The sequence below is a fragment of the Lentimicrobium saccharophilum genome (genome assembly GCF_001192835.1).
GTDB classification, from domain to species: Bacteria; Bacteroidota; Bacteroidia; order Bacteroidales; family Lentimicrobiaceae; genus Lentimicrobium; species Lentimicrobium saccharophilum.
Window position 1 is genome coordinate 1,348,383 of sequence record NZ_DF968183.1, and the last position, 21,309, is coordinate 1,369,691.

Below are 21,309 nucleotides of genomic sequence, written 5' to 3' on the forward strand. Positions count from 1 at the left end.
AGACGAGAAGAGGGAGTGAAAGGGTGAGCGAGAGAGAATGATAGTGAAAGGAAGATGTAAAAAAAAATCATTGCGGCTTTGCGGCTTTGCGCGGGTCTTTCGCTTGAGGAGAGGGTGCCGGAGCCGGCTTGCCCCGCAGCAACGCAGTGAATGCGGGGGATGAGGCGGACAGTTGAATTGAATTTTTGAATTTTTGAATTTTTGAATCTTTGAATCTTTTGGTATGCGGAACAGACTCAGATACTTGATGTTGACTTTACTGGCGCTTACTGCACTCAGTGCGGCGGGGCAGTATGAGATCGACAGGGTGTGCGTGGGCGCCGAAAGGCACTACCGCATCGACGGTGAGGCCGGATCGACCTATTCGTGGCTGCTGACCGATCCTTTGGGCGTTATCACCACCCTGCCCGAAGAGGTGGACACCGTCACCATTATCTGGAATGTACCGGTGGGGGTGTATGCCCTTACCAATCTGCAATTTGGCGCCAATGGCTGCGATACCACCCAGCTGGGCACCATCACCGTATTTGAACAACCCGGCGCTTTTGCCGGCAACAGCTTTACCCTCTGCAGTCCGGAACCGGTGCTGCTCGACGATGCCACCGCCAGCGACTACAGCGGATTGTTATGGACTACCAGCGGCGACGGCACTTTTGACGATGCCACCCTGCTGAACCCGACCTACACCTTTGGGCCGAACGACATTGCAAACGGAAATGTAATCCTTACATTGACCGCCCAGGGACTGGGCTACAGCGAGGCCTGTACCCCGGCGGTCTCCTCGCTGACCATCACCATCAACAACCTGCAGGTCACTTTCGACATTGTTAATATCAGCTGCCACGGCGGCAACGACGGTTCAGTAACTTTTACCGCTTCAGGCGGCACTGAGCCCTATACCTTTACATTAAACGGAAACACCAACGGCACCGGGCTGTTCGAAAATCTGACGGCCGGTACCTATACATATATTATTACCGACGATGCCGGTTGCGAAACCACGGGCGATGTCAGCCTGACGGAACCTGAATTGCTGACCGCGTCTGCCACTCCGCTTACAGCAACGCTATGCATCAACGAAAGTGCGACATTTACCGGAGCACATACCGGCGGAACCGAACCTCCTGCCGGTCACCTCTGGACAGGAAGCGGAGCGGTGTATCTGAACGATGCAACGCTGGAAGCACCGGAATTTAATTCTCCAGATCCGGGGACCTGGTCGCTTTTCTACACCATCACCGATGCCAACGGCTGTGAAGCAACCGCCGGGGAAATCATCATTACGGTGGAGCCCGAAACCATCCCTGCCTTTGATCCCATCGGCCCGCTCTGCCAGAACAGCACAGCCCCTGCCCTTCCGCTGACTTCGGTCAATGGAATTACAGGCACCTGGAATCCGGCCAGCATCAGCACCCTGACAGCAGGAACATTCACATTCACCTTTACCCCGGATGCCGGACAGTGCGCCACCACAGTTACCCTGGAGGTCACCATAGACGAAGAAGTTACGCCCGCTTTTGCACAGATCGGCCCCCTCTGCCAGAACAGTGTGGCCCCTGCCCTGCCGGCAGCCTCCCTCGAAGGCATCACCGGTACCTGGAACCCGGCAACCATCACAACCGCTGCAGCCGGAACCTTTACCTTTACCTTTACCCCGGATGATCCCGCGCAGTGCGGTATCCCCGTCGACATGGTTATTTTGATCAACGAAGAAATCACGCCCGCTTTTGCACAGATCGGACCGCTCTGCCAGAACAGCACGGCCCCTGCGCTCCCGCTGATCTCCGATAACGGCATCACCGGTTCCTGGAATCCGGCAACCATCAATACCGCCGTGGCCGGAACATTTACCTTTACCTTTACCCCGGATGATCCCGCGCAGTGCGGTATCCCCGTCGACATGGTTATTTTGATCAACGAAGAAATCACGCCCGCTTTTGCACAGATCGGTCCGCTCTGCCAGAACAGCACAGCACCCGCCCTGCCGCTGATTTCCGACAACGGCATCACCGGTTCCTGGAACCCGGCAACCATCAATACGGCCGTGGCCGGAACCTTTACCTTTACCTTTACCCCGGATAATCCCGCGCAGTGCGGTATCCCCGTTGACATGGTTATATTGATCAACGAAGAAATTACGCCCGCTTTTGCCCAGATCGGTCCCCTCTGCCAGAACAGTGTGGCCCCGGCCCTGCCGGCAGCCTCAATCGAAGGCATTACCGGTTCCTGGAATCCGGCAACCATCAATACCGCCGTGGCCGGAACCTTTACCTTTACCTTTACCCCGGATAATCCCGCGCAGTGCGGTGTACCCACCACCATGGACATCGTGATTACCGATGAGATTGTCCCGACCTTTGCCCAGATCGGTCCGCTCTGCCAGAACAGTGCGGCCCCGGCCCTGCCGGCAGCCTCAATCGAAAGCATTACCGGTATCTGGAACCCGGCAACCATCAATACCGCCGTGGCCGGAACCTTTACCTTTACTTTTACCCCGGATGATCCCGCGCAGTGCGGTGTACCCACCACCATGGACATCGTGATCACCAATGAGATTGTCCCAACCTTTGCCCAGATCGGTCCGCTCTGCCAGAACAGTGTGGCCCCGGCCCTGCCGGCAACCTCAATCGAAGGCATTACCGGTATCTGGAACCCGGCAACCATCACAACCACCACGGCCGGATCCTTTACCTTTACCTTTACACCGGATGATCCCACGCAGTGCGGTGTACCCACCACCATGGACATCGTGATTACCGATGAGATTGTCCCGACCTTTGCCCAGATCGGTCCCCTCTGCCAGAACAGTGCGGCCCCGGCCCTGCCGGCAGCCTCAATCGAAGGCATTACCGGTACCTGGAACCCGGCAACCATCAGCACCGCCGTGGCCGGAACCTTTACCTTTACCTTCACCCCGGATGATCCCACACAGTGCGGCATACCCACCACCATGGACATCGTGATCACCGATGAGATTGTCCCGACGTTTGCCCAGATTGGTCCGCTCTGCCAGAACAGTGTGGCCCCTGCCCTGCCGGTAGCCTCAATCGAAGGCATTACCGGTACCTGGAACCCGGCAACCATCAGCACCGCCGTGGCCGGAACCTTTACCTTTACCTTCACCCCGAACGATCCCGCGCAGTGCGGCATACCCACCACCATGGATATCGTGATCACCGATGAGATTGTCCCGACGTTTGCCCAGATTGGTCCGCTCTGCCAGAACAGTGTGGCCCCTGCCCTGCCGGCAGCCTCAATCGAAGGCATTACCGGTACCTGGAATCCGGCAACCATCAGCACCGCCGTGGCCGGAACCTTTACCTTTACCTTCACCCCGAACGATCCGGCGCAGTGTGGCGCACCAACCACCATGGACATTGTGATCACCGATGAGATTGTCCCGACGTTCGCACAGATCGGTCCGCTCTGCCAGAACAGTGTGGCCCCGGCCCTGCCGGCAGCCTCAATCGAAGGCATTACCGGTATCTGGAACCCGGCAACCATCAATACCGCCGTGGTTGGAACCTTCACCTTTACTTTTACCCCGGATGATCCCGCGCAGTGCGGTGTACCCACCACCATGGACATTGTGATCACCGATGAGCTGATTGTCAGTGTTACCGGCACCAATCCCACCACTCCCGGCGGCAATGACGGAACGGCAACCGCCACCGTTACCGGAGGCACCCCGCCTTACACTTACCTCTGGGATGATCCGCTTGCACAAACCACACAAACTGCAACCGGACTTGTAGCCGGATTATACAATGTATTGGTTACTGACGCCAATGGCTGCGAGGGTAGCGGCACCATCACACTTACAGATCCGGAAGCCCCGCTGACAGCGGAGGTTGATTTTACCAACGTTACCTGTTTCGGCGGCAACGACGGATCAATTACCATCAGCAATCCCCAGAACGGCTCGGGCAATTATGAATACAGCATCGACGGAGGAGCAAGCTGGCATAGCACGAGCACCTTCAATGGTCTGATTGCCGGTTCATACACTGTAATGCTGCGTGACGCCGATGTTCCGGCCAATGAAGTCACCCTGACTACCGTTGTTATCACAGAGCCCGCCATCCTGGCTGCCACGGTTGCATGGACCAACGAAACTTTCCCCGGCGCCAATGACGGAAGCATCACCATCAGTGCTCCTTCGGGAGGTTCTGGAGCTTACGAATACAGCATTGACGGCATCAACTGGCAGGCTGGAAATGTCTTCAACGGACTTGCACCCGGCTTCTATGATGTTTATATCCGCGATGCCAATGCCACTGACTGTTATATCCTGTTGCAGACCGTTGAGATTCTTCCCGGCAATGCCCTTACGGCGGATGTGGACTTTACCAATGTTACCTGTTTCGGCGGTAACGACGGATCCATCACCATCAGCAATCCCCAGAACGGCTCAGGCAATTATGAATTCAGCATCGACGGCGGAGCCACCTGGCAGAGCGGCAACACCTTTACCGGCCTGATTGCCGGCTCTTACACCGTGATGATGCGTGATGCCGATGTTCCGGCCAATGAAGTCACCCTGACTACTGTTGTCATCACAGAGCCCGCCATCCTGGCCGCCACGGCTGTATGGACAAACGAAACTTACCCCGGCGCCAATGACGGAAGCATTGCCGTCAGCGCACCTTCGGGAGGCTCGGGCGCCTATGAGTACAGCATCGACGGGACTAACTGGCAGGCATCCGGTAACTTCACCGGACTGGCGCCCGGCACCTATGATGTTTATATCCGCGATGCCAATGCTACAGACTGTTATATCCTGTTGCAGACCATTGAGATTCTTCCCGGCAATGCCCTTACAGCGGATGTGGACTTTACCAACGTTACCTGTTTTGGCGGTAACGACGGATCCATCACCATCAGCAATCCCCAGAACGGTTCGGGCAACTACGAATACAGCATCGACGGTGGAACAACCTGGCAGAGCGGCAACGCCTTTACCGGCCTGATTGCCGGCTCTTACACCGTGATGATGCGTGACGCCGATGTTCCGGCCAATGAGGTCACCCTGACTACTGTTGTCATCACAGAGCCTGCCATCCTGGCTGCCACGATAATCCGGACCGACGAAACCTACCCTGGTGCCAATGACGGAAGCATTACCGTCAGCGCGCCTTCGGGAGGCTCGGGCGCCTATGAGTACAGCATCGACGGGACTACCTGGCAGGCATCCGGTAACTTCACCGGACTGGCGCCCGGCAACTATGATGTTTATATCCGTGATGCCAATGCTACAGACTGTTATATCCTGTTGCAGACCATTGAGATTCTTCCCGGCAATGCCCTTGCGGCGGATGTGGACTTTACCAACGTTACCTGTTTCGGCGGTAACGACGGATCCATTACCATCAGCAATCCCCAGAACGGTTCGGGCAACTACGAGTACAGCATCGACGGTGGAACAACCTGGCATGGTACAGGCGCCTTTACCGGGCTTACAGCCGGCACTTATGAGGTCATGTTGCGCGATGCCGATGTTCCGGCCAATGAAGTCACCCTGACTACTGTTGTCATCACAGAGCCCGCCATCCTGACTGCCACGATAACCTGGACCAATGAAACTTACACCGGCGCCATCGACGGAAGCATTACCGTCAGCGCGCCTGCGGGCGGTTCAGGTACCTATGAGTACAGCATCGACGGCATTAACTGGCAGGCTTCCGGTGACTTTACTGCACTGGCGCCCGGTTCCTATAATGTGTATATCCGGGATGCCAATGTCACCGACTGCTTTATCCTGTTACAGGTTATCGAAATACTTCCGGCGGATGCCCTTACGGCAGACATTGTGTTTACCAATGTTACCTGCTTTGGCGGCAGCGACGGCAGCATAACCATCAGCAACCCGCAGAACGGGACTGGCAATTATGAGTACAGCATTGACGGCGGATTCAGCTGGCAGATTGACGGCAACTATACCGGTCTACTTCCGGGGTCTTATGTTGTGATGCTGCGCGATGCCGATATACCTGCCAATACCGAAACGCTGACCACCATCATTATCACAGAACCGGCCATTCTTGCAGGGAATGTCACCTGGACCCATGAATCATTCCCCGGCGCCAATGACGGAAGCATTACCATCAGCACCCCCACGGGTGGTTCCGGAGCTTATGAATACAGCATTGACGGCATCAACTGGCAGGCTGGAAATGTCTTCAACGGACTCGCTCCGGGTTTTTATGATGTTTACATCCGCGATGCCAACGCCACCGATTGCTTTATCTTCCTGAAAACCGCAGAAATCCTGCCCGGTGGCTCACTTAGTGCCGAAGTTGCCTCAACAAATGTTACCTGTTTTGGCGGCAATGACGGAACCATCAGCATAACCAATCCCCAGAACGGTTCCGGCGTTTATGAGTACAGCATTGATGGCGGTGTAACCTGGCAAAACAGCGGACTCTATACCGGACTAACGCCCGGCACCTACGTGGTGATGCTCCGCGATGCCAATGCCCATGAGAATGAAGTCACCCTCGACACGGTGATCATTACCGAACCGGCGATACTTACAGCCATCGTAACCTGGACCGACGAAACCTTCCCGGGAGGCAATAACGGAACGATCACCGTGACCATGCCTTCAGGAGGTTCAGGCGCTTATGAATACAGCATTGACGGCATTAACTGGCAGGCTTCCGGCAACTTTACCGGACTTGCCCCGGGCAACTATGATGTTTACATCCGCGATGCCAATGCCACAGACTGCTATATCCTGCTGCAAACCATACAGATTCTGCCCGCCAATGCACTTACGGCCAATGTCAGTTATACCAACATCAGCTGCAACGGCTTAACGGACGGCACCATCAGTATTACCGATCCGCAAAACGGATCCGGCACTTACGAATACAGCATCGACAACGGAGCCACATGGCAGGGAAGCGGAATTTACACCGGTCTCCCCGCAGGGGTTTATGTTGTGATGATGCGTGATGCCCTTGAGCCTGTCAACAGTGTTATCCTGACAACCATAACCATAACGGAACCGGCCATCCTTTCGGCTACGGTTACCTGGACCAACGAAACCCTGCCCGGCGCCAACGACGGAACAATTACCGTAAGTACACCTTCGGGAGGCTCAGGTGCATATGAATACAGCATCAACGGTATGGTTTGGCAGGCTTCGGGCGTTTTCACGGGACTCGTTCCAGGATTCTACCAGGTCTTTATCCGCGATGCCAATGCACCGGATTGCTATATCAACCTGATGATGGTTGAAATTCAGGCAGCCGGGGCGCTTACCGCGGATGTCACCAGCACCAACGTCACCTGCTTCGGCGGCAACGACGGAAGCATTACCATCAGCAACCCCACGGGCGGCTCGGGCAATTACGAATACAGCATCGACAATATCAACTGGCAGACAACCAACACCTTCGGTGGATTGACGGCCGGTTCCTATACCGTTTGGATGCGCGATGCCGATGATCCGGCCAACTTTGTCACCCTTGCCGTGGTGGCAATCACCCAGCCGGCTATCCTTGCCGCCACCGTTACCTGGACCAACGAAACCCTGCCCGGCGCGAATGACGGAACAATAACCGTCAGCGCACCTTCGGGCGGCTCGGGAGCTTATGAATACAGCATCGACGGGGTCAACTGGCAGGCATCCGGTTTATTTAACGGTCTTGCTCCTGGTAATTACGATGTTTACATCCGCGATGCCAACGCCACAGACTGCTTTATCCTGCTGCAAACCGTTACCATACTGCCGGCCGGATCGCTTTCCGCCCAGGTTGACCACACCGATGTCACCTGCTTCGGCGGCAACGACGGAAGCATTACCATCAGCAACCCCACGGGCGGCTCGGGCAACTACGAATACAGCATCGACAATATCAACTGGCAGACAGCCGGCACCTTCGGCGGATTGACGGCCGGTTCCTATACCGTTTGGATGCGCGATGCCGATGATCCGGCCAACTTTGTCACCCTTGCCGTAGTGGCAATCACCCAACCGGCGATCCTGGCCGCCACCGTTACCTGGACCAATGAAACCCTGCCCGGCGCGAATGACGGAACAATAACCGTCAGCACACCTTCGGGCGGCTCGGGAGCTTATGAATACAGCATCGACGGGGTCAACTGGCAGGCATCCGGTTTATTTAACGGTCTTGCTCCGGGTAATTACGATGTTTACATCCGCGACGCCAACGCCACGGACTGCTTTATCCTGCTGCAAACCGTTACCATACTGCCGGCCGGATCGCTTTCCGCACAGGTTGACCACACCGATGTCACCTGCTTCGGTGGCAACGACGGAAGCATAACCATCAGCAACCCCACGGGCGGCTCGGGCAACTACGAATACAGCATCGACAATATCAACTGGCAAACAGCCGGCACCTATGGCGGATTGACGGCAGGCTCCTACGCCGTTTGGATGCGCGATGCCGGTGATCCGGGCCTGGTGATCAATCTCGGCACCTTTACCATCGCACAACCGGAGCTGCTGACTGCAATTCCTGAGGTTGTCCCGGCAAGTTGTGCAGGCGTGGCCGACGGAAGCATTACTTTTACGAATCCTGCAGGAGGCAGCGGAAATTATCAGTATAGCATCAGCAACGGACTGAACTGGCAGAACATTGCCACATTCGGTAATCTTGCTGCAGGTAACTACCAGACATGGATCCGCGACGCCAGTCATCTTGATTGCCAGGTATTTATCGGCGAAGTTACCGTTACCGAACCTGATGCCATTTTGGCTACCGCTGAAACCATTTCCACCACCTGCGGCGAAGAGAACGGTTCCATTACCATCGCGGCAACGGGAGGCAGCGGTGCATTGGAGTACATGCTTGACGGAATCAGCGGATGGCAGTCAACTGCTGTTTTTGCAGACCTGGCTGCCGGCACATACACGGTTACGGTAAGAGATGCATCCGGATGTACAATTTCACTGACAAATATTACTGTGACAGCAATTCCCGCTCCGGTTATCGTCAGTCTTGAAGTAGAGAATGCCGTGAACGGAGATCCCAACGGCAGCGTTATCATCATTGCCAACGGCACAGCCCCATTGCAGTATTCGCTCGACGGCATCAACTGGCAGACCGGGAACTCGTTCACCGGTCTGGCAATCGGCCCGTATATGGCCTGGGTCATGGATGCCGACGGCTGTACTGTAACGCAGGAGTTCAATATTTTGAATACCGTTCTTGGTGAGGTATTGATTTCGACCGATACCGTGACATACTGTCTGAACCTGCCGGTTGTTATTCCGGTAGATGCCAGGGATTTCAACGATATTTCATCCTTTGTCCTTGAACTGGAATTTGATCCCTCCATTATTTCATTCAACGGACTGCTGAACATCAACGGAGCGCTTTCGAACGGCACATTCAGCACCAGCATTATCGGCAACGTGCTGCAAATCCGTTATTCAATATTCGACGGATCAGCAACGGTGGGCAGCGGACAACAGCTCTTCTCCCTGAGTTTTGATGCACTGGCTGCCGGCAACAGCAACCTGGAATGGAACTGGCTGCAATGTGTGATCTATTCTTCCGGCAACGACTCTATTCCGGGCATTTATGTAAACGGTATGGCAGAAATTCTCCCGAGTCCCGAAATTTTTGCACTCGGTGAAGGTGATTATTGTACCGGCGATTCGCTGACCTTGCGATCAGGCACCGGAACAGGAGAATTACTCAATTACTATTGGACAGGGCCCAACGGAACGCATCAGACCGGACCTGCCTGGCAACTGGGCACCCTTGGAACCAACGATGCAGGCAACTACCACGTGGTAGCCACTAACAGCTACTTCTGTAATTCGGAAGAAGAAATACAGGTGAATGTTTACCCGTCTCCTGAAATTCATATTGGTTATGCCGATACCATTTGTTACGGACAGCCCGTATTGCTCGACCCGGGAAGCGGTTACATTTCGTACCTGTGGCACGACGGCTCTACCATGCAAAGTATGGTTGCCTACGAAGCCGGTGACTACTGGGTAAACGTTGAAGATGAGAACGGTTGCCGCGGCGCTGATTCGGTAGCCCTTGTTCCATGTAACATCGAATTAAGAATCCCGAACGCCATCACACCCAACGGAGACGGACTCAATGATGTTTTCAGGCCAATCTTTATCGGATGGGAACCTTCAAGGTATTCTATGCATGTCTATACCAAGTGGGGTCAACTGATCTATGAAAGCTACGATCCGGGCGAAGGCTGGGATGGCACTGTTGACGGGGAATTGGTATCACCCAACTCCTTCGTTTATGTGATTGCCTTCGAAGCACCTTCCTATGTAACCAGGCTCACCAGCAGTCCGGTCACCGGAAGTGTAACGGTAATCAGATAAACTTAAAAAATATTGAAATGGAACAGAGTCCGTAAAGAAACTGAATGATAATCCCCATAATAGCGGAACGATGCCAGACCAGGCATCTGAGTACAATATAAAGCTGTTTTCCCCGGGCACGGTCAGTTGCCCCCCTGCTGTCCCGGGGATTTACAGCTTTTACTTTTACAACCGGATCAGCATCCGGAACGGGAAAAACAATATCTAACAGCTAATTAAAGGATGTTGTCAGGCTTTCTCCGATTCTGACAATCTTTAAACGTAATAAGGTGATTTTTGTTAAACCGGAAATGGATGGGACCATTAAGCGCTGAATATCAGCACCCTAAGGAGACGATCCAGCCGGGCCCGGAAAAAGATTAACCCCGGATGCAACCTTTTACGGTAATTTCCGTCATAAATTCAGGATTGCGCATTCAATCAGACCTAAACCGGAAAACTGTCAATATTTTTTAACGGAGATCAGTGTTATGAAACTTCTCATTGCCATATCAGTCCTTTTAGTCTCCCTGCTAACGCCGGGATGTAAGAAAGAGGACGACAAAATCCCGCAAAGTCCGAAGCCCATCAACCTGCCGGCCAAAGCCGGCCTGATGATCAGCCAGAGCAACAGCTTCGGCATAGACCTGTTCAGGGAAACAGCGCTGACAGAGGAAGGCAACCTGATGCTGTCGCCCCTGAGCGCTTCTACGGCACTTTCGATGCTGCTCAACGGATGCGGTGCGGAAACATACACACAGATCCGGGATATGCTCGGTTATGAATCGCTTTCCCTGGATGAAATCAATGAAAATTACAACAGTCTTGTAAGCCAATTGCTTACCATTGACCCCAAAATACAGCTCGCCCTGGCCAATGCAGTATGGTACCGCCAGGATTTTGAAGTAAAAACGCTGTTTCTTGATCGCATGCATACCGCCTTTAAAGCCAGAACCGGATCGCTCGACTTTTTAAGTCCTGAGGCACTGACGACCATCAACAACTGGGCAAAAGACAATACCAACGGGAAAATAGAAAAGGTGCTTGATGAGATCAGCCCGGATGCCGTGATGTTTCTGATGAACGCCCTGTATTTCAAGGGAGACTGGACTTACAAATTCGACAAATCCGCCACAGCCCCCCTCCCCTTTTATCCGGAAACCGGAAATGCAGCAGATGTGGATATGATGAAAGCTGAATTTCCGTTCAAATCATTTTACGGGAACAATTACAAAGCCATCGAGCTGCCTTACGGACAGCAAAACTTTGCCATGGTACTCGTTCTGCCTTCCGGTCCGCTCGGTTCCTTCATGAATGAGTTTAACGGGCCTGTATGGCTGGAAATCACTTCCGGGCTCGACGCTTCCACCGCTCAGACATCGGAACTGTTGATGCCAAAATTCAGGTTTGATTTTGAGAAAGTGCTGAACGACCAGTTGAAAGCCATGGGCATGACCAATGCTTTTAATCCGACGATGGCAGATCTGTCAGGGATTTCTGACGAGGATATCTTTGTCAGTTTTGTAAAACAAAACACCTTTGTCGATGTGAATGAAGAAGGCACCGAGGCTGCCGCCGTTACCACCATCGGCATAGAGTATACCAGTATTCCTGAACCGGTAGTGATTGACAAGCCCTTTATTTTCGCGATCCGCGAACGCCTGACCAACACCCTGCTGTTTATTGGCAAGGTTGAATTGCCCGCTTATTAGCATTCATTTTTATCCCTGATAATTTTTACACGCCCCGGGGGACGCATTTCATGCGCAACCAACCAACCACAACCCCGGGGCGTTGTTTTATTTGATTGTTGGTGCAAGTCTCAGAAGACCTGACAAGTTGGAAGAAAACTCCCGGTTGGCGCGGACGTATTCGTCCGTGTTCTGTGGAAACGGATTTCTTTAATTCTTTGTAATCCCAGAAACGTAAAGAAGAGCGGAAAAATTATCAGCTTTCGCAACACCCCAACTTAATCAGTAGGAGCGACTGGTAACAGTTGCGAACTACCTGATTTAGTTGGGGTGATCCCGTCTTAGAAAATGTTTCAGTGATTCTTCCATCACTGAATTACATTTTCTAAGACGAATAAGCATTTCTTATGCTTATTACAGGATAAGTGGCCTTCTAAAGTTGACCTTCAAAGGCCTATATTCAAAGAAGTGAAGAGACAGCTTAAGAAATGAAACAATGGTCAAGTTTAGGCAGCCGCGTTGCGAAAGCGAGGCCCCGCGGCCTGAGCGGATAAAAAGATAAAAGTCAACAGTTTGTGCTGACATCACCAGGCTTTGATTGGAACATCAGTAGAAAGAAGACCTGACAATTTGGAAAAAAACTTGTCAGGTCAGGTCAAAGTTGAAACGGATGTCCTTGTCTGTGCCCGGCACTTAACCTAACAATCAAGTTCCAGCATGACAGGGCAATGATCGGAATGAACCGCTTCGGGCAGGATACGGGCGTTCAGAAGCTTCTCCCGCAGCGGAATGCTTGTCATGTTGTAATCGATGCGCCATCCCAGGTTGCGTTTACGGGCACCGGCACGGTAGCTCCACCAGGTGTAATGATGCGGATGTTTATTGAAAAACCGGAAAGTATCGGTAAAACCACTGTTCAGAAAGTCCTCCATCCATGCACGTTCTTCGGGCAGAAAACCTGAACTGCCGGCATTGCGTATGGGATCGTGAATATCAATCGGCCGGTGACAGATGTTATAATCTCCGGATAAAACAAGGTTCGGACGGATATCGGACAACCCCAGGGCATAATCATAAAAGTCCTCCAGCCATTCCATTTTAAAAGCCTGCCGTTCATCCCCGGTTGTACCGGATGGATGATATACACTTACCACGGTAACATCACCGAAATCAGCCCTTATCAGCCGGCCTTCCACATCATAGCGGTCGATGCCGATCCCGCTGAAAACAGCATCCGGTTGCTTCAGGCTGAGGAGTCCGACCCCGCTGTAACCTTTCTTCTCTGCAGAAAACCAGTGGCAATGATATCCCAGTGCTTCAAACTCTTCAACAGGTATCTGATCAGGCTGCGCCTTGGTCTCCTGCAGGCAAAGCACATCGGGCTTCTCACGCATAAGCCAGGTTATCAGCCCTTTGTTAAGCGCCGAGCGTACCCCGTTTACATTATAGGTGATGATTTTCATAATAAAGTCTTCTTTTCCGTGTAAAGCCGGCGGAAACCGGGTTAAAGCATATCGACCACCAGGGCAACGCCTGCCACAAAGCTGAACAGGGCAATGCCCCATAACCACCATCGCATCCGCCTGGCGCGGTTCACGGTCAGGGCTTCTGTTCTTTTCTTCATTGGCTCTGCCAGCCATGCGGTAATCATGATGGCTCCGGCTGCACCAATGACCGTACCGGCCAGCACATCCCCCGCAAAATGAACCCCGGTGTAAATCCTTGTGTAAGAGATAATGATCACAGCCAGTCCCATCCAAAAGCGGAAACCATAGCCATAAGGCAGGTTCAGGACAAGCGTAGTGATGGCCGCAGCAGCCACAATGCTGTGCCCCGACGGGAAAGCGTTATGGTACATTTTATATCCGGCAACAGTATGAACACCTCCGGTTTCGGCAAAGACGCGCAAGGGACGGTCCCACCCGTCAAAAAAGGTATTTTTGAGCAGTTGCCCGAACAAGCCGGTGATTGCCACGGTGATTATCAACAGCAGCACAAGGTCAGGCCGCGTCCGGGTAAGAAGCAATGCCAGCAGGGAGGTAAGGATCAGCGCATCGCCCAGGTGGGTCAGGATGAACATGGGGTAATCGAGCCATGGCCGGTGCAGCCCGTTCAGCAACAGGAAACTTCCCCTGTATCCTTCAAGCAACAGCAATATGGACAGAAAAAGCCAGTAAATCCCCGTCAGCAAAAAAAACAACCACTGATCATGTCTGAGTACTTTTATCATGCGTGATTCTCTCGTTTAAAAACAATAAACAGGTTGTAATAATCAGATACAGGGCTTACCGGCCATCAAAGAAAAACGCTTCCTTGTACCGCCTTGTCCGCTAATCCTGTGAATATTCCTTTACCAGCTTTCGATAAGCCGAAAAAACATTCGCCCTCGAAACAAAACCCACGTATTTGCCATCGTTAAGCACCGGCAGGTTATAATGCGCACTCTCGCTGAATTTCCCTGCCACTTCTTCCATTGTTTCATTGATACTTATCAGCGGTTCAGGCATATACATCAGGTTGCGGACAAAAGTCGTATTGTATAACTCATGGTTGAACATGATATCCCTGATTTCATTGATAAAAACCACGCCCAGGAAGTTATTTTCCTGATCAATCACCGGGAATACATTTCTTTCGGAACGGGCGATCACCTTTACCAGGTCGCCGAGACTGGCATCCGGGCCTATGGTCAGGAAATTGGTTTCTATAAGCTTGTGAATGCTGAGCCGGGAGAGTACTGCTTTATCCTTATCATGTGTAATCAGTTCTCCCCTTGCAGCCAGTTGTTTGGTATAGATGCCATGCGGTTCGTAAAGATTGATGGTCAGGTAAGAAATGGTTGAAGTAATGATCAATGGGATAAAAAACCCGTACCCTCCGGTAATTTCCGCTATCAGGAATATTGCAGTAAGGGGGGCATGCATCACTGCAGCCATCACGCCGGCCATCCCGGCAAGGGCGAAATTGCTTTCGGGCAAATGTCCGAAGCCCAGCTGATTGATAAACCGTGCGGTAAAGAAACCGGTAACTCCGCCCATAAACAGGGAAGGTGCAAAAACACCCCCTATGCCGCCTCCGCCTGTGGTACAGGCCATGGCAATAACCTTAAAGAACATGACCAGCAGCAGAAATCCCAGGAAAAGCCAATGATTCTCACGAAAAGGATAGAAAAACGAGTTGTTCACAATTTCATCGCCCCTTCCGTTCAGAATATCAGTAAGCACCTCATATCCTTCTCCATAAAGCGGGGGTAACAGGAAAATCAGCAGGCTCAGCGCCAGGCCACCTGCAAGCATGCGGATAACCGGCCGTTTGATGGCCTCGATGCGCGACTCGATAAAAGAATTTGCACGATTGAAGTAAAGCGAAACCAGGCCGGTGACCATGCCCAGGATAATGTAAAAAGGAATATTCCCAAGGCTGAAGGGATCATTAACGGAAAAGGAAAAGATGACTGCGCTTCCCATAAGGAAAGAAGAGATGGTGGCACCGGTGACTGCTGAAATCAGCAAAGGGATCAGGGAGGCCATGGTCAGGTCGAGCATCAGCACTTCCAGTGCAAAGATCACCGCGGCAATGGGAGCTTTGAAAATACCTGCGATGGCGCCGGCGGCACCACAGCCGATCATCAGGGTGATGGTGCGGTAATCCATGCGCATCACCCGGGCAAGGTTTGAGCCTATAGAAGCCCCGGTCAGCACAATGGGCGCCTCCAATCCCACCGATCCGCCAAAACCGACCGTTATAGTACTGGAAATCAGAGAAGAATAATTGTTATGTACTTTTAAATGACTGTTGTTTTTCGAAATGGCATAAAGGATGCGACTCACCCCATGGGATATATCATCTCTGACGACATAACGCACGAAAAGAACTGTTAATGCAATACCAAACAACGGATAAGCCAGGTATAACAGGTTGCCGCTCTCCGCATCAAATCCGCGTGTCAGAAAATAATGTGTGTAATAAACAGTGTTCTTGAGCAGAATGGCAGCCAGCCCGCTCACCAGTCCGATTACCAGACTGAGGATAAGCACGAAGTTGCGGTGGCTGATATGCTTTACCCTCCACTTGCTTACCCTTATCAATAATCCGGTTATGATCATAGGAGGCAAATATAGGAAAATTAGGCTGTGCAGAAAACGTACCGGGTAAAAATAGCCGGACAAAAGGTCCGGGAAATTACACTGGCTTCTAATTATCCCTGAAGTCCTTCTTGCGGTTCAGCTTCAGGTCCTGCAACACACTGGCCTTTACCTTGATATAAAAGTTCCAGCTCTTGTAGTATCCGATGGGAATCCAGTTAAAACGCATCTCCCAGCAATGAAGATCACGATAAACATTTACGGACGTATGGGCAAGCTTGTTCAGTTTAAAATCCCATCCCGATTGCATGGAAAATTTCCATTTGGACGTGATGCTGACATCCCCGTTGAAACCCAGCGTTTGCACCACTTCACTCTTGACCGTCCCGGTGGCCGGCAGGTTCCGGCCGGTATAGTTCAGGTTATAGGTAAGGCCCAGGTTCCAGGGATTGTTCCAGTCGATATAGTTCTGCGGGTTCTGCTGAAATTGCTCGAGTTCGCTCTGAGCTTCTTCGGTGCCGGCTGTCCGCGGCGCCTGACTTTTTTTCTTGCCTGAAGCAAAATCATACCGCAATGAGAAGTTCCAGGCAGTATTGTCGCGCCTCAGCAGACGGCGGTTTTTATCCCATTCAAACTGGTTCAGCCTGCGGCCGGTTTCGCTGATCACATAAGGATCCCATATACTGGAATACTGAATCTGCAGTTTCTTGAAAAGGGTTGTTCTTGCGCTGATATTCACCACCGACCACTGCAGCGAATCCCTGGCAAGATCGTAGGATGTGCCGATATTAAAACTCTCTATCAGCATCACCTTCTTCATCCCGGTAACCGTATCACTCTTCGAACGCACCTTCATCTCCAGGTTGTTACCGATGCTGAAACTCACCCTCCCGGATCGCCCGTCGGGCGGTGAACCATACAGCGGCGCATAATCGGATCCGCTGCCAAAGACAGAATACCGCTGTACATTACCCAGTGTATCGGACTGAACCTCCCGGTAATATCCGAATGATGACTTTCCGAAATCGGGCCGCATCGACATGGAAACGGAAGGCCTGGCCACATGCCTGATGGCCCTTAAGGGTCCTTTTTTAAACTGCAGCATCCCGTAAAGGGTGGTATTCAGCGAGGAAGTAAAGCTGAAGTCGCGCCCGGCCTTAAATCCATCAAGGGTGTCGGTCTGAATGTAACCGACCTTATAGTTTTCGCCGCTCCACAGTGTGTCGTTTACCCATGATTTGGCGATACTCCTGCTGTACCAGCGCTCCGTAAAGTCGAACGTATTGCTCAGGGTAAAGTATTTCAGGATCTTTACACTTGAACTGACAGGGATTTTATGTTGCATACCGTTGCGGAAAGCATCGTACATCTGAGGCTTGAACAACATGGTATCCGGAACATTTACCTCATTGCGGGCCGACATCGAGTAGTTGACGCTGATGTTGTCATACCACTTCAGGTTGGTCGTTTTACCCGGCTTCCGCAGCGGGTAAAAACGGTTTGCCGATACCGAAATGCTTGGCAAAGTAAGGTTCACCATTTTGTTGGAGGTGTTCTGACTATGACTGAGGGCCGACGTGAAGGAAATTTTATCCCTGAAAAGGGCTGTCTGGTAACTAATGCTCGACTGGAAAGTATTGGTCAGCAAATCCTGGGTGGTGGTAGGATTGTATTTATTGTACTGACTTGAAACAAAGTTAACATTGGCGCTGAACCTAGATTTGGGTCTTGCCCTGGGGTCCTGGCTGTGGTTCCATGCCACCCTGAAGTCGCGGTTGCGCTTGAAACTGCTGGTCTCCCTGATGCCTTCGGTGTTGATGGCATAGCTGAAATTGAAAGAACCGTTGAATTTGTAGCGTTTGCGGTAATTAAACTGCGGTTTGAGCGCCCAGCTTCCCCGTGAATAGATATCACCCAACAGGTAAAGTTCCATATAATCGTTGATGCCAAAATAATAGCCGCCGTTTTCGAGGTAAAATCCGCGGTTGGCCGACTCACCGTAAGTGGGAATCCTGACACCCGACGTCTGCCCCCGCTTGTTGGGAAAAAGTCCGAACGGCAGCACCAGCGGAAGGGGCACATCTTCAATGGTAAGAAAAGCCGGCCCTGTCACAATTTTGTTATTCGGAATTACTTTGGCCTTTGTAAACTGAATACTGAAATGAGGATGATCGAGGTTGCAGGTGGTATAGGCTCCATGCCGCATATTGCTCACGTTGGCCTCCAGTTTTTTCACCACCTCCCCGTGCAGGTACCCTTCTCCTTCCCTGGTAATCACATTTTTAATCAGCCCCTTGGTTGACTTAAAATTGTAATTGATCTCTTCCGAAACAAACGATTGGTCTCCTTCAATGAATTCCGGCTTCCCGTAATCCTTTCCCAGCGAGTCTTTTAAAGGCCGCGCCCTCAGCATATTTGTATTGAAGTCAATCTCGATAAAAGCGGCCTTCTGGTGAATTTTTTCATATTTGATATCGGCATCGCGATAAAGGTAAACCTTTTGTGATTCAAGGTCCAGACTGATGGAGTCTGTGGCGCTGTATTCAACCTTGCTGCTGATGGAACTTTTCTTTTGAGGCTTGCCGGTGATATCCTGAAGGGTGTCGGGAGGCTGCCCTGTGCGCCAGTTGATTGAGTCAAGCACGATCCTTACCGAGTCGTTCGCCGGCAGGCCGGCTTCAACTTCCTGAGCGCCGGCATTAAGAGGTTTCAGCAGAAAAACACAGACTATAGCAGGTATGAGCAGCAGCATAACCGGTAAATCTGGCCATATTTTATATGCTGTGTATCTCAATTAATGCTAAATTTGTGTGTTAAATCAGGGCTTTTACCCGCAATAAACCGGCTGCAATTTTGTTTCTATTGTAAAACGCTGCGAAATGCTTCTTTTATTACCAGTTAATAATAAACCACTTACGCTGCGGCAAAGCTTGTAATACCACATGGAGAACCGGGGGTCAAAACTAACGAAAATTGTGATGGTGTTTAAACGTATTATTCTAATTTTTATTCTGTTTACAGGCGTTTTCGTTTCTACACCTTCTCTTTGGGCCCAGAAGGTGCAGCGGGTTGTGATTGATGCCGGACATGGGGGGCACGACCCCGGGGCTGTCGGCAAGTACTCGAAAGAAAAGGATATCACCTTGTCCATAGCCCTTAAAACAGGCAATCTCATCAAAGAACACCTGAAAGATGTGGAGGTAATTTATACCCGCAAAACCGATGTCTTTGTGGAATTGCACCGTCGGGCCCGCATTGCCAATGAAGCCAAGGCCGACCTCTTTATCTCCATTCACTGCAATGCGAACAAATCAACAACCCCCTACGGTTCCGAAACTTACGTCATGGGCCTTCACCGCAGCGATGCCAACCTGGCAGTAGCCCAGCTTGAAAATGCCTCCATCCTGCTCGAGGATGACTATCATGTTCAGTATGAAGGCTTTGACCCCAGATCACCGGAAGGATATATCTTCTTCTCAATGCTGCAGAACGCCTTTCTGGATCAGGGACTCGACCTTGCTTCACGCGTTCAGGGCCATTTCAGGGATCATGTGAAGCTCTACGACCGGGGCGTAAAACAGGCAGGATTCCTGGTACTTTATAAAACGACCATGCCTTCGGTACTGATTGAAGCAGGCTTTATCAGCAACGCGAATGAAGAAAAACTGCTTGCCTCCGAAAGCGGACAAAACAAGATTGCACAGGCGATTTTCAGGGCTGTTAAGGATTATAAACATGCTGTGGGGAAAATCCCGCCTGCCCGTTATGATGAAACAGCTTCGGCAGAAGGTTCCGCTGAACCTGCCAATAGCAGTGGTGGCAGTTCCGACGGCGGTGCATCATCTTCAACAACAGGCCAGGCAACGGATCAGACCACCGCAACAGGGCTGCCGGTATTTAAAGTACAGTTCATGATCACCAAAACCGAGAAACGCCTCACTTCACCCGAATTTAACGGAATTAAAGAAGTGGGCTGCTATTATCACCAGGGGATGTACAAATACACGGCAGGCAACGAACGAACCCCGGAAGATGCGATGAAAATAAAAAAGGAACTTGATAAAAAAGGCTACAGGGATTCATTTGTCATCGCTTTCATCAACGGGGAGCGAATTAGCATTGATGAAGCCAGGAAACAACTGAAAAACTGACTATCTTTGCACTGATAATGATGAAACATTTTAAATTTTCAAGAGAAATACGGGTCGGCCTGCTTACGCTCGTAACGCTTGCAGCATTCATCTGGAGCTACAACTTCCTGAAAGGCAGGGATGTGTTCAAAAGGCAACGCACTTTTTACGCCGTTTATGACAATGTTGCCGGAATGATGACTGCCAATGCCATTACCATCAACGGGCTAGAAGTCGGCCAGGTGAGCCGGATGTATTTTCATCCGCAACAGCCGGGCAGGGTGGTTGTTGAGTTATTTATGTCGAACGATATTCCGATTCCGCGCAACTCAGCAGCCCGCATCTACAGTTCCGACCTGTTGGGCACCAGAAGGATACAGATTATTCCCGGCGATTCACCTGAATTTGCCGAATCAGGGGATACCCTGATCGGGCAGATGCAGCAAAGCCTTCAGGATGAGGTAAATGATATGGTAGAGCCCATTATGCGTAAAACCGAAAACCTGATCACTTCCTTTGATACTGTGCTGAATGTACTGAGTGAGATTTTCAACAAACAGACACGCGACAACCTGACCGGAACAGTAGAAAGTTTAAGGAATACCATGGCCAGTCTTGAAAATGCCACGCTCTCCGTGGATACGCTGGTTGAAAGCCAGAAGATTAAACTGGCCCGGATTATCGACAACATTGAATCCATCAGTGCCAACCTGAAGCAGAACGGGGATAATTTCAACAGGATACTTTCCAATACCGCCAGCATCAGCGACACCATCGCCCGCTCAAATATTTCGGCAACCCTTTCGAAACTTACAAATTCCATTGAAAACCTGGAAAAAATAGTTGCCGGAATCGAAAAAGGAGAAGGGACAGTCGGTCAGCTTATCAACAACGACAAGATGTATAACGAGCTGGAAGCTTCATCGAGGGAGTTAAAATTACTGCTCGAAGATATGCGACTCCATCCCGAACGCTATGTGCATGTCTCCGTTTTTGGCCGCAATCCCAGGAAGAATCCCTATCAGCCACCTGCTGAATAATTTATTTTTTCTCCATTTACGGAAAAAGCATATTGATATTCGACACCCGGA

The 21,309-nt window shown here is 51.4% G+C and carries 8 protein-coding genes; 4 read left to right on the top strand and 4 right to left on the bottom strand.

The window, feature by feature from the left end; genetic code table 11:
- The first annotated feature begins 247 nt into the window (after positions 1-247).
- Positions 248-10,333, top strand: coding sequence for a T9SS type B sorting domain-containing protein (locus tag TBC1_RS17885; protein ID WP_062045502.1), 10,086 nt, complete (start codon positions 248-250; stop codon positions 10,331-10,333).
- Positions 10,334-10,803: 470 nt separating this feature from the next.
- Positions 10,804-12,024 carry a serpin family protein gene (locus TBC1_RS17280; protein ID WP_062045504.1) on the top strand — a complete coding sequence of 407 codons (1,221 nt, stop codon included), beginning with the start codon at positions 10,804-10,806 and terminating at the stop codon, positions 12,022-12,024.
- A 677-nt stretch (positions 12,025-12,701) separates the two neighbouring features.
- On the opposite strand, the gene TBC1_RS17285 is transcribed toward TBC1_RS17280, so the two are convergent.
- From TBC1_RS17285 to TBC1_RS17300, 4 genes are all read right to left on the bottom strand, one after another.
- Entirely contained in the window at positions 12,702-13,466 is a 765-nt protein-coding gene (locus tag TBC1_RS17285; protein WP_062045506.1) for an exodeoxyribonuclease III, read from the bottom strand.
- 41 nt (positions 13,467-13,507) lie between these two features.
- Positions 13,508-14,233 carry a phosphatase PAP2 family protein gene (locus TBC1_RS17290; protein WP_062045508.1) on the bottom strand — a complete coding sequence of 242 codons (726 nt, stop codon included), beginning with the start codon at positions 14,231-14,233 and terminating at the stop codon, positions 13,508-13,510.
- A gap of 100 nt (positions 14,234-14,333) precedes the next feature.
- Positions 14,334-16,109: a chloride channel protein gene (locus TBC1_RS17295; RefSeq protein ID WP_062045510.1), complete on the bottom strand. Its 1,776-nt coding sequence runs from the start codon at positions 16,107-16,109 to the stop codon at positions 14,334-14,336.
- An 88-nt stretch (positions 16,110-16,197) separates the two neighbouring features.
- Positions 16,198-18,840 (bottom strand): putative LPS assembly protein LptD, encoded by a 2,643-nt coding sequence (locus TBC1_RS17300; RefSeq protein WP_062045512.1) that lies wholly within the window; start codon positions 18,838-18,840, stop codon positions 16,198-16,200.
- A gap of 190 nt (positions 18,841-19,030) precedes the next feature.
- Between TBC1_RS17300 and TBC1_RS17305 the strand changes: the two genes are divergently transcribed.
- Positions 19,031-20,239 carry an N-acetylmuramoyl-L-alanine amidase family protein gene (locus tag TBC1_RS17305; RefSeq protein ID WP_062045513.1) on the top strand — a complete coding sequence of 403 codons (1,209 nt, stop codon included), beginning with the start codon at positions 19,031-19,033 and terminating at the stop codon, positions 20,237-20,239.
- A 17-nt stretch (positions 20,240-20,256) separates the two neighbouring features.
- Complete coding sequence (locus TBC1_RS17310; protein WP_062045515.1) at positions 20,257-21,258, top strand: MlaD family protein; 1,002 nt, start codon at positions 20,257-20,259, stop codon at positions 21,256-21,258.
- The last annotated feature ends 51 nt before the right edge of the window (positions 21,259-21,309 follow it).

Bases quoted from the DNA above. Each gene is read 5' to 3' on its own strand.
- TBC1_RS17885 (WP_062045502.1), top strand. From the start codon at position 248: ATGTTGACTTTACTGGCGCTTACTGCACTCAGTGCGGCGGGGCAGTAT.
- TBC1_RS17280 (WP_062045504.1), top strand. From the start codon at position 10,804: ATGAAACTTCTCATTGCCATATCAGTCCTTTTAGTCTCCCTGCTAACG.
- TBC1_RS17285 (WP_062045506.1), bottom strand. From the start codon at position 13,466: ATGAAAATCATCACCTATAATGTAAACGGGGTACGCTCGGCGCTTAAC.
- TBC1_RS17290 (WP_062045508.1), bottom strand. From the start codon at position 14,233: ATGATAAAAGTACTCAGACATGATCAGTGGTTGTTTTTTTTGCTGACG.
- TBC1_RS17295 (WP_062045510.1), bottom strand. From the start codon at position 16,109: ATGATCATAACCGGATTATTGATAAGGGTAAGCAAGTGGAGGGTAAAG.
- TBC1_RS17300 (WP_062045512.1), bottom strand. From the start codon at position 18,840: ATGCTGCTGCTCATACCTGCTATAGTCTGTGTTTTTCTGCTGAAACCT.
- TBC1_RS17305 (WP_062045513.1), top strand. From the start codon at position 19,031: ATGGAGAACCGGGGGTCAAAACTAACGAAAATTGTGATGGTGTTTAAA.
- TBC1_RS17310 (WP_062045515.1), top strand. From the start codon at position 20,257: ATGATGAAACATTTTAAATTTTCAAGAGAAATACGGGTCGGCCTGCTT.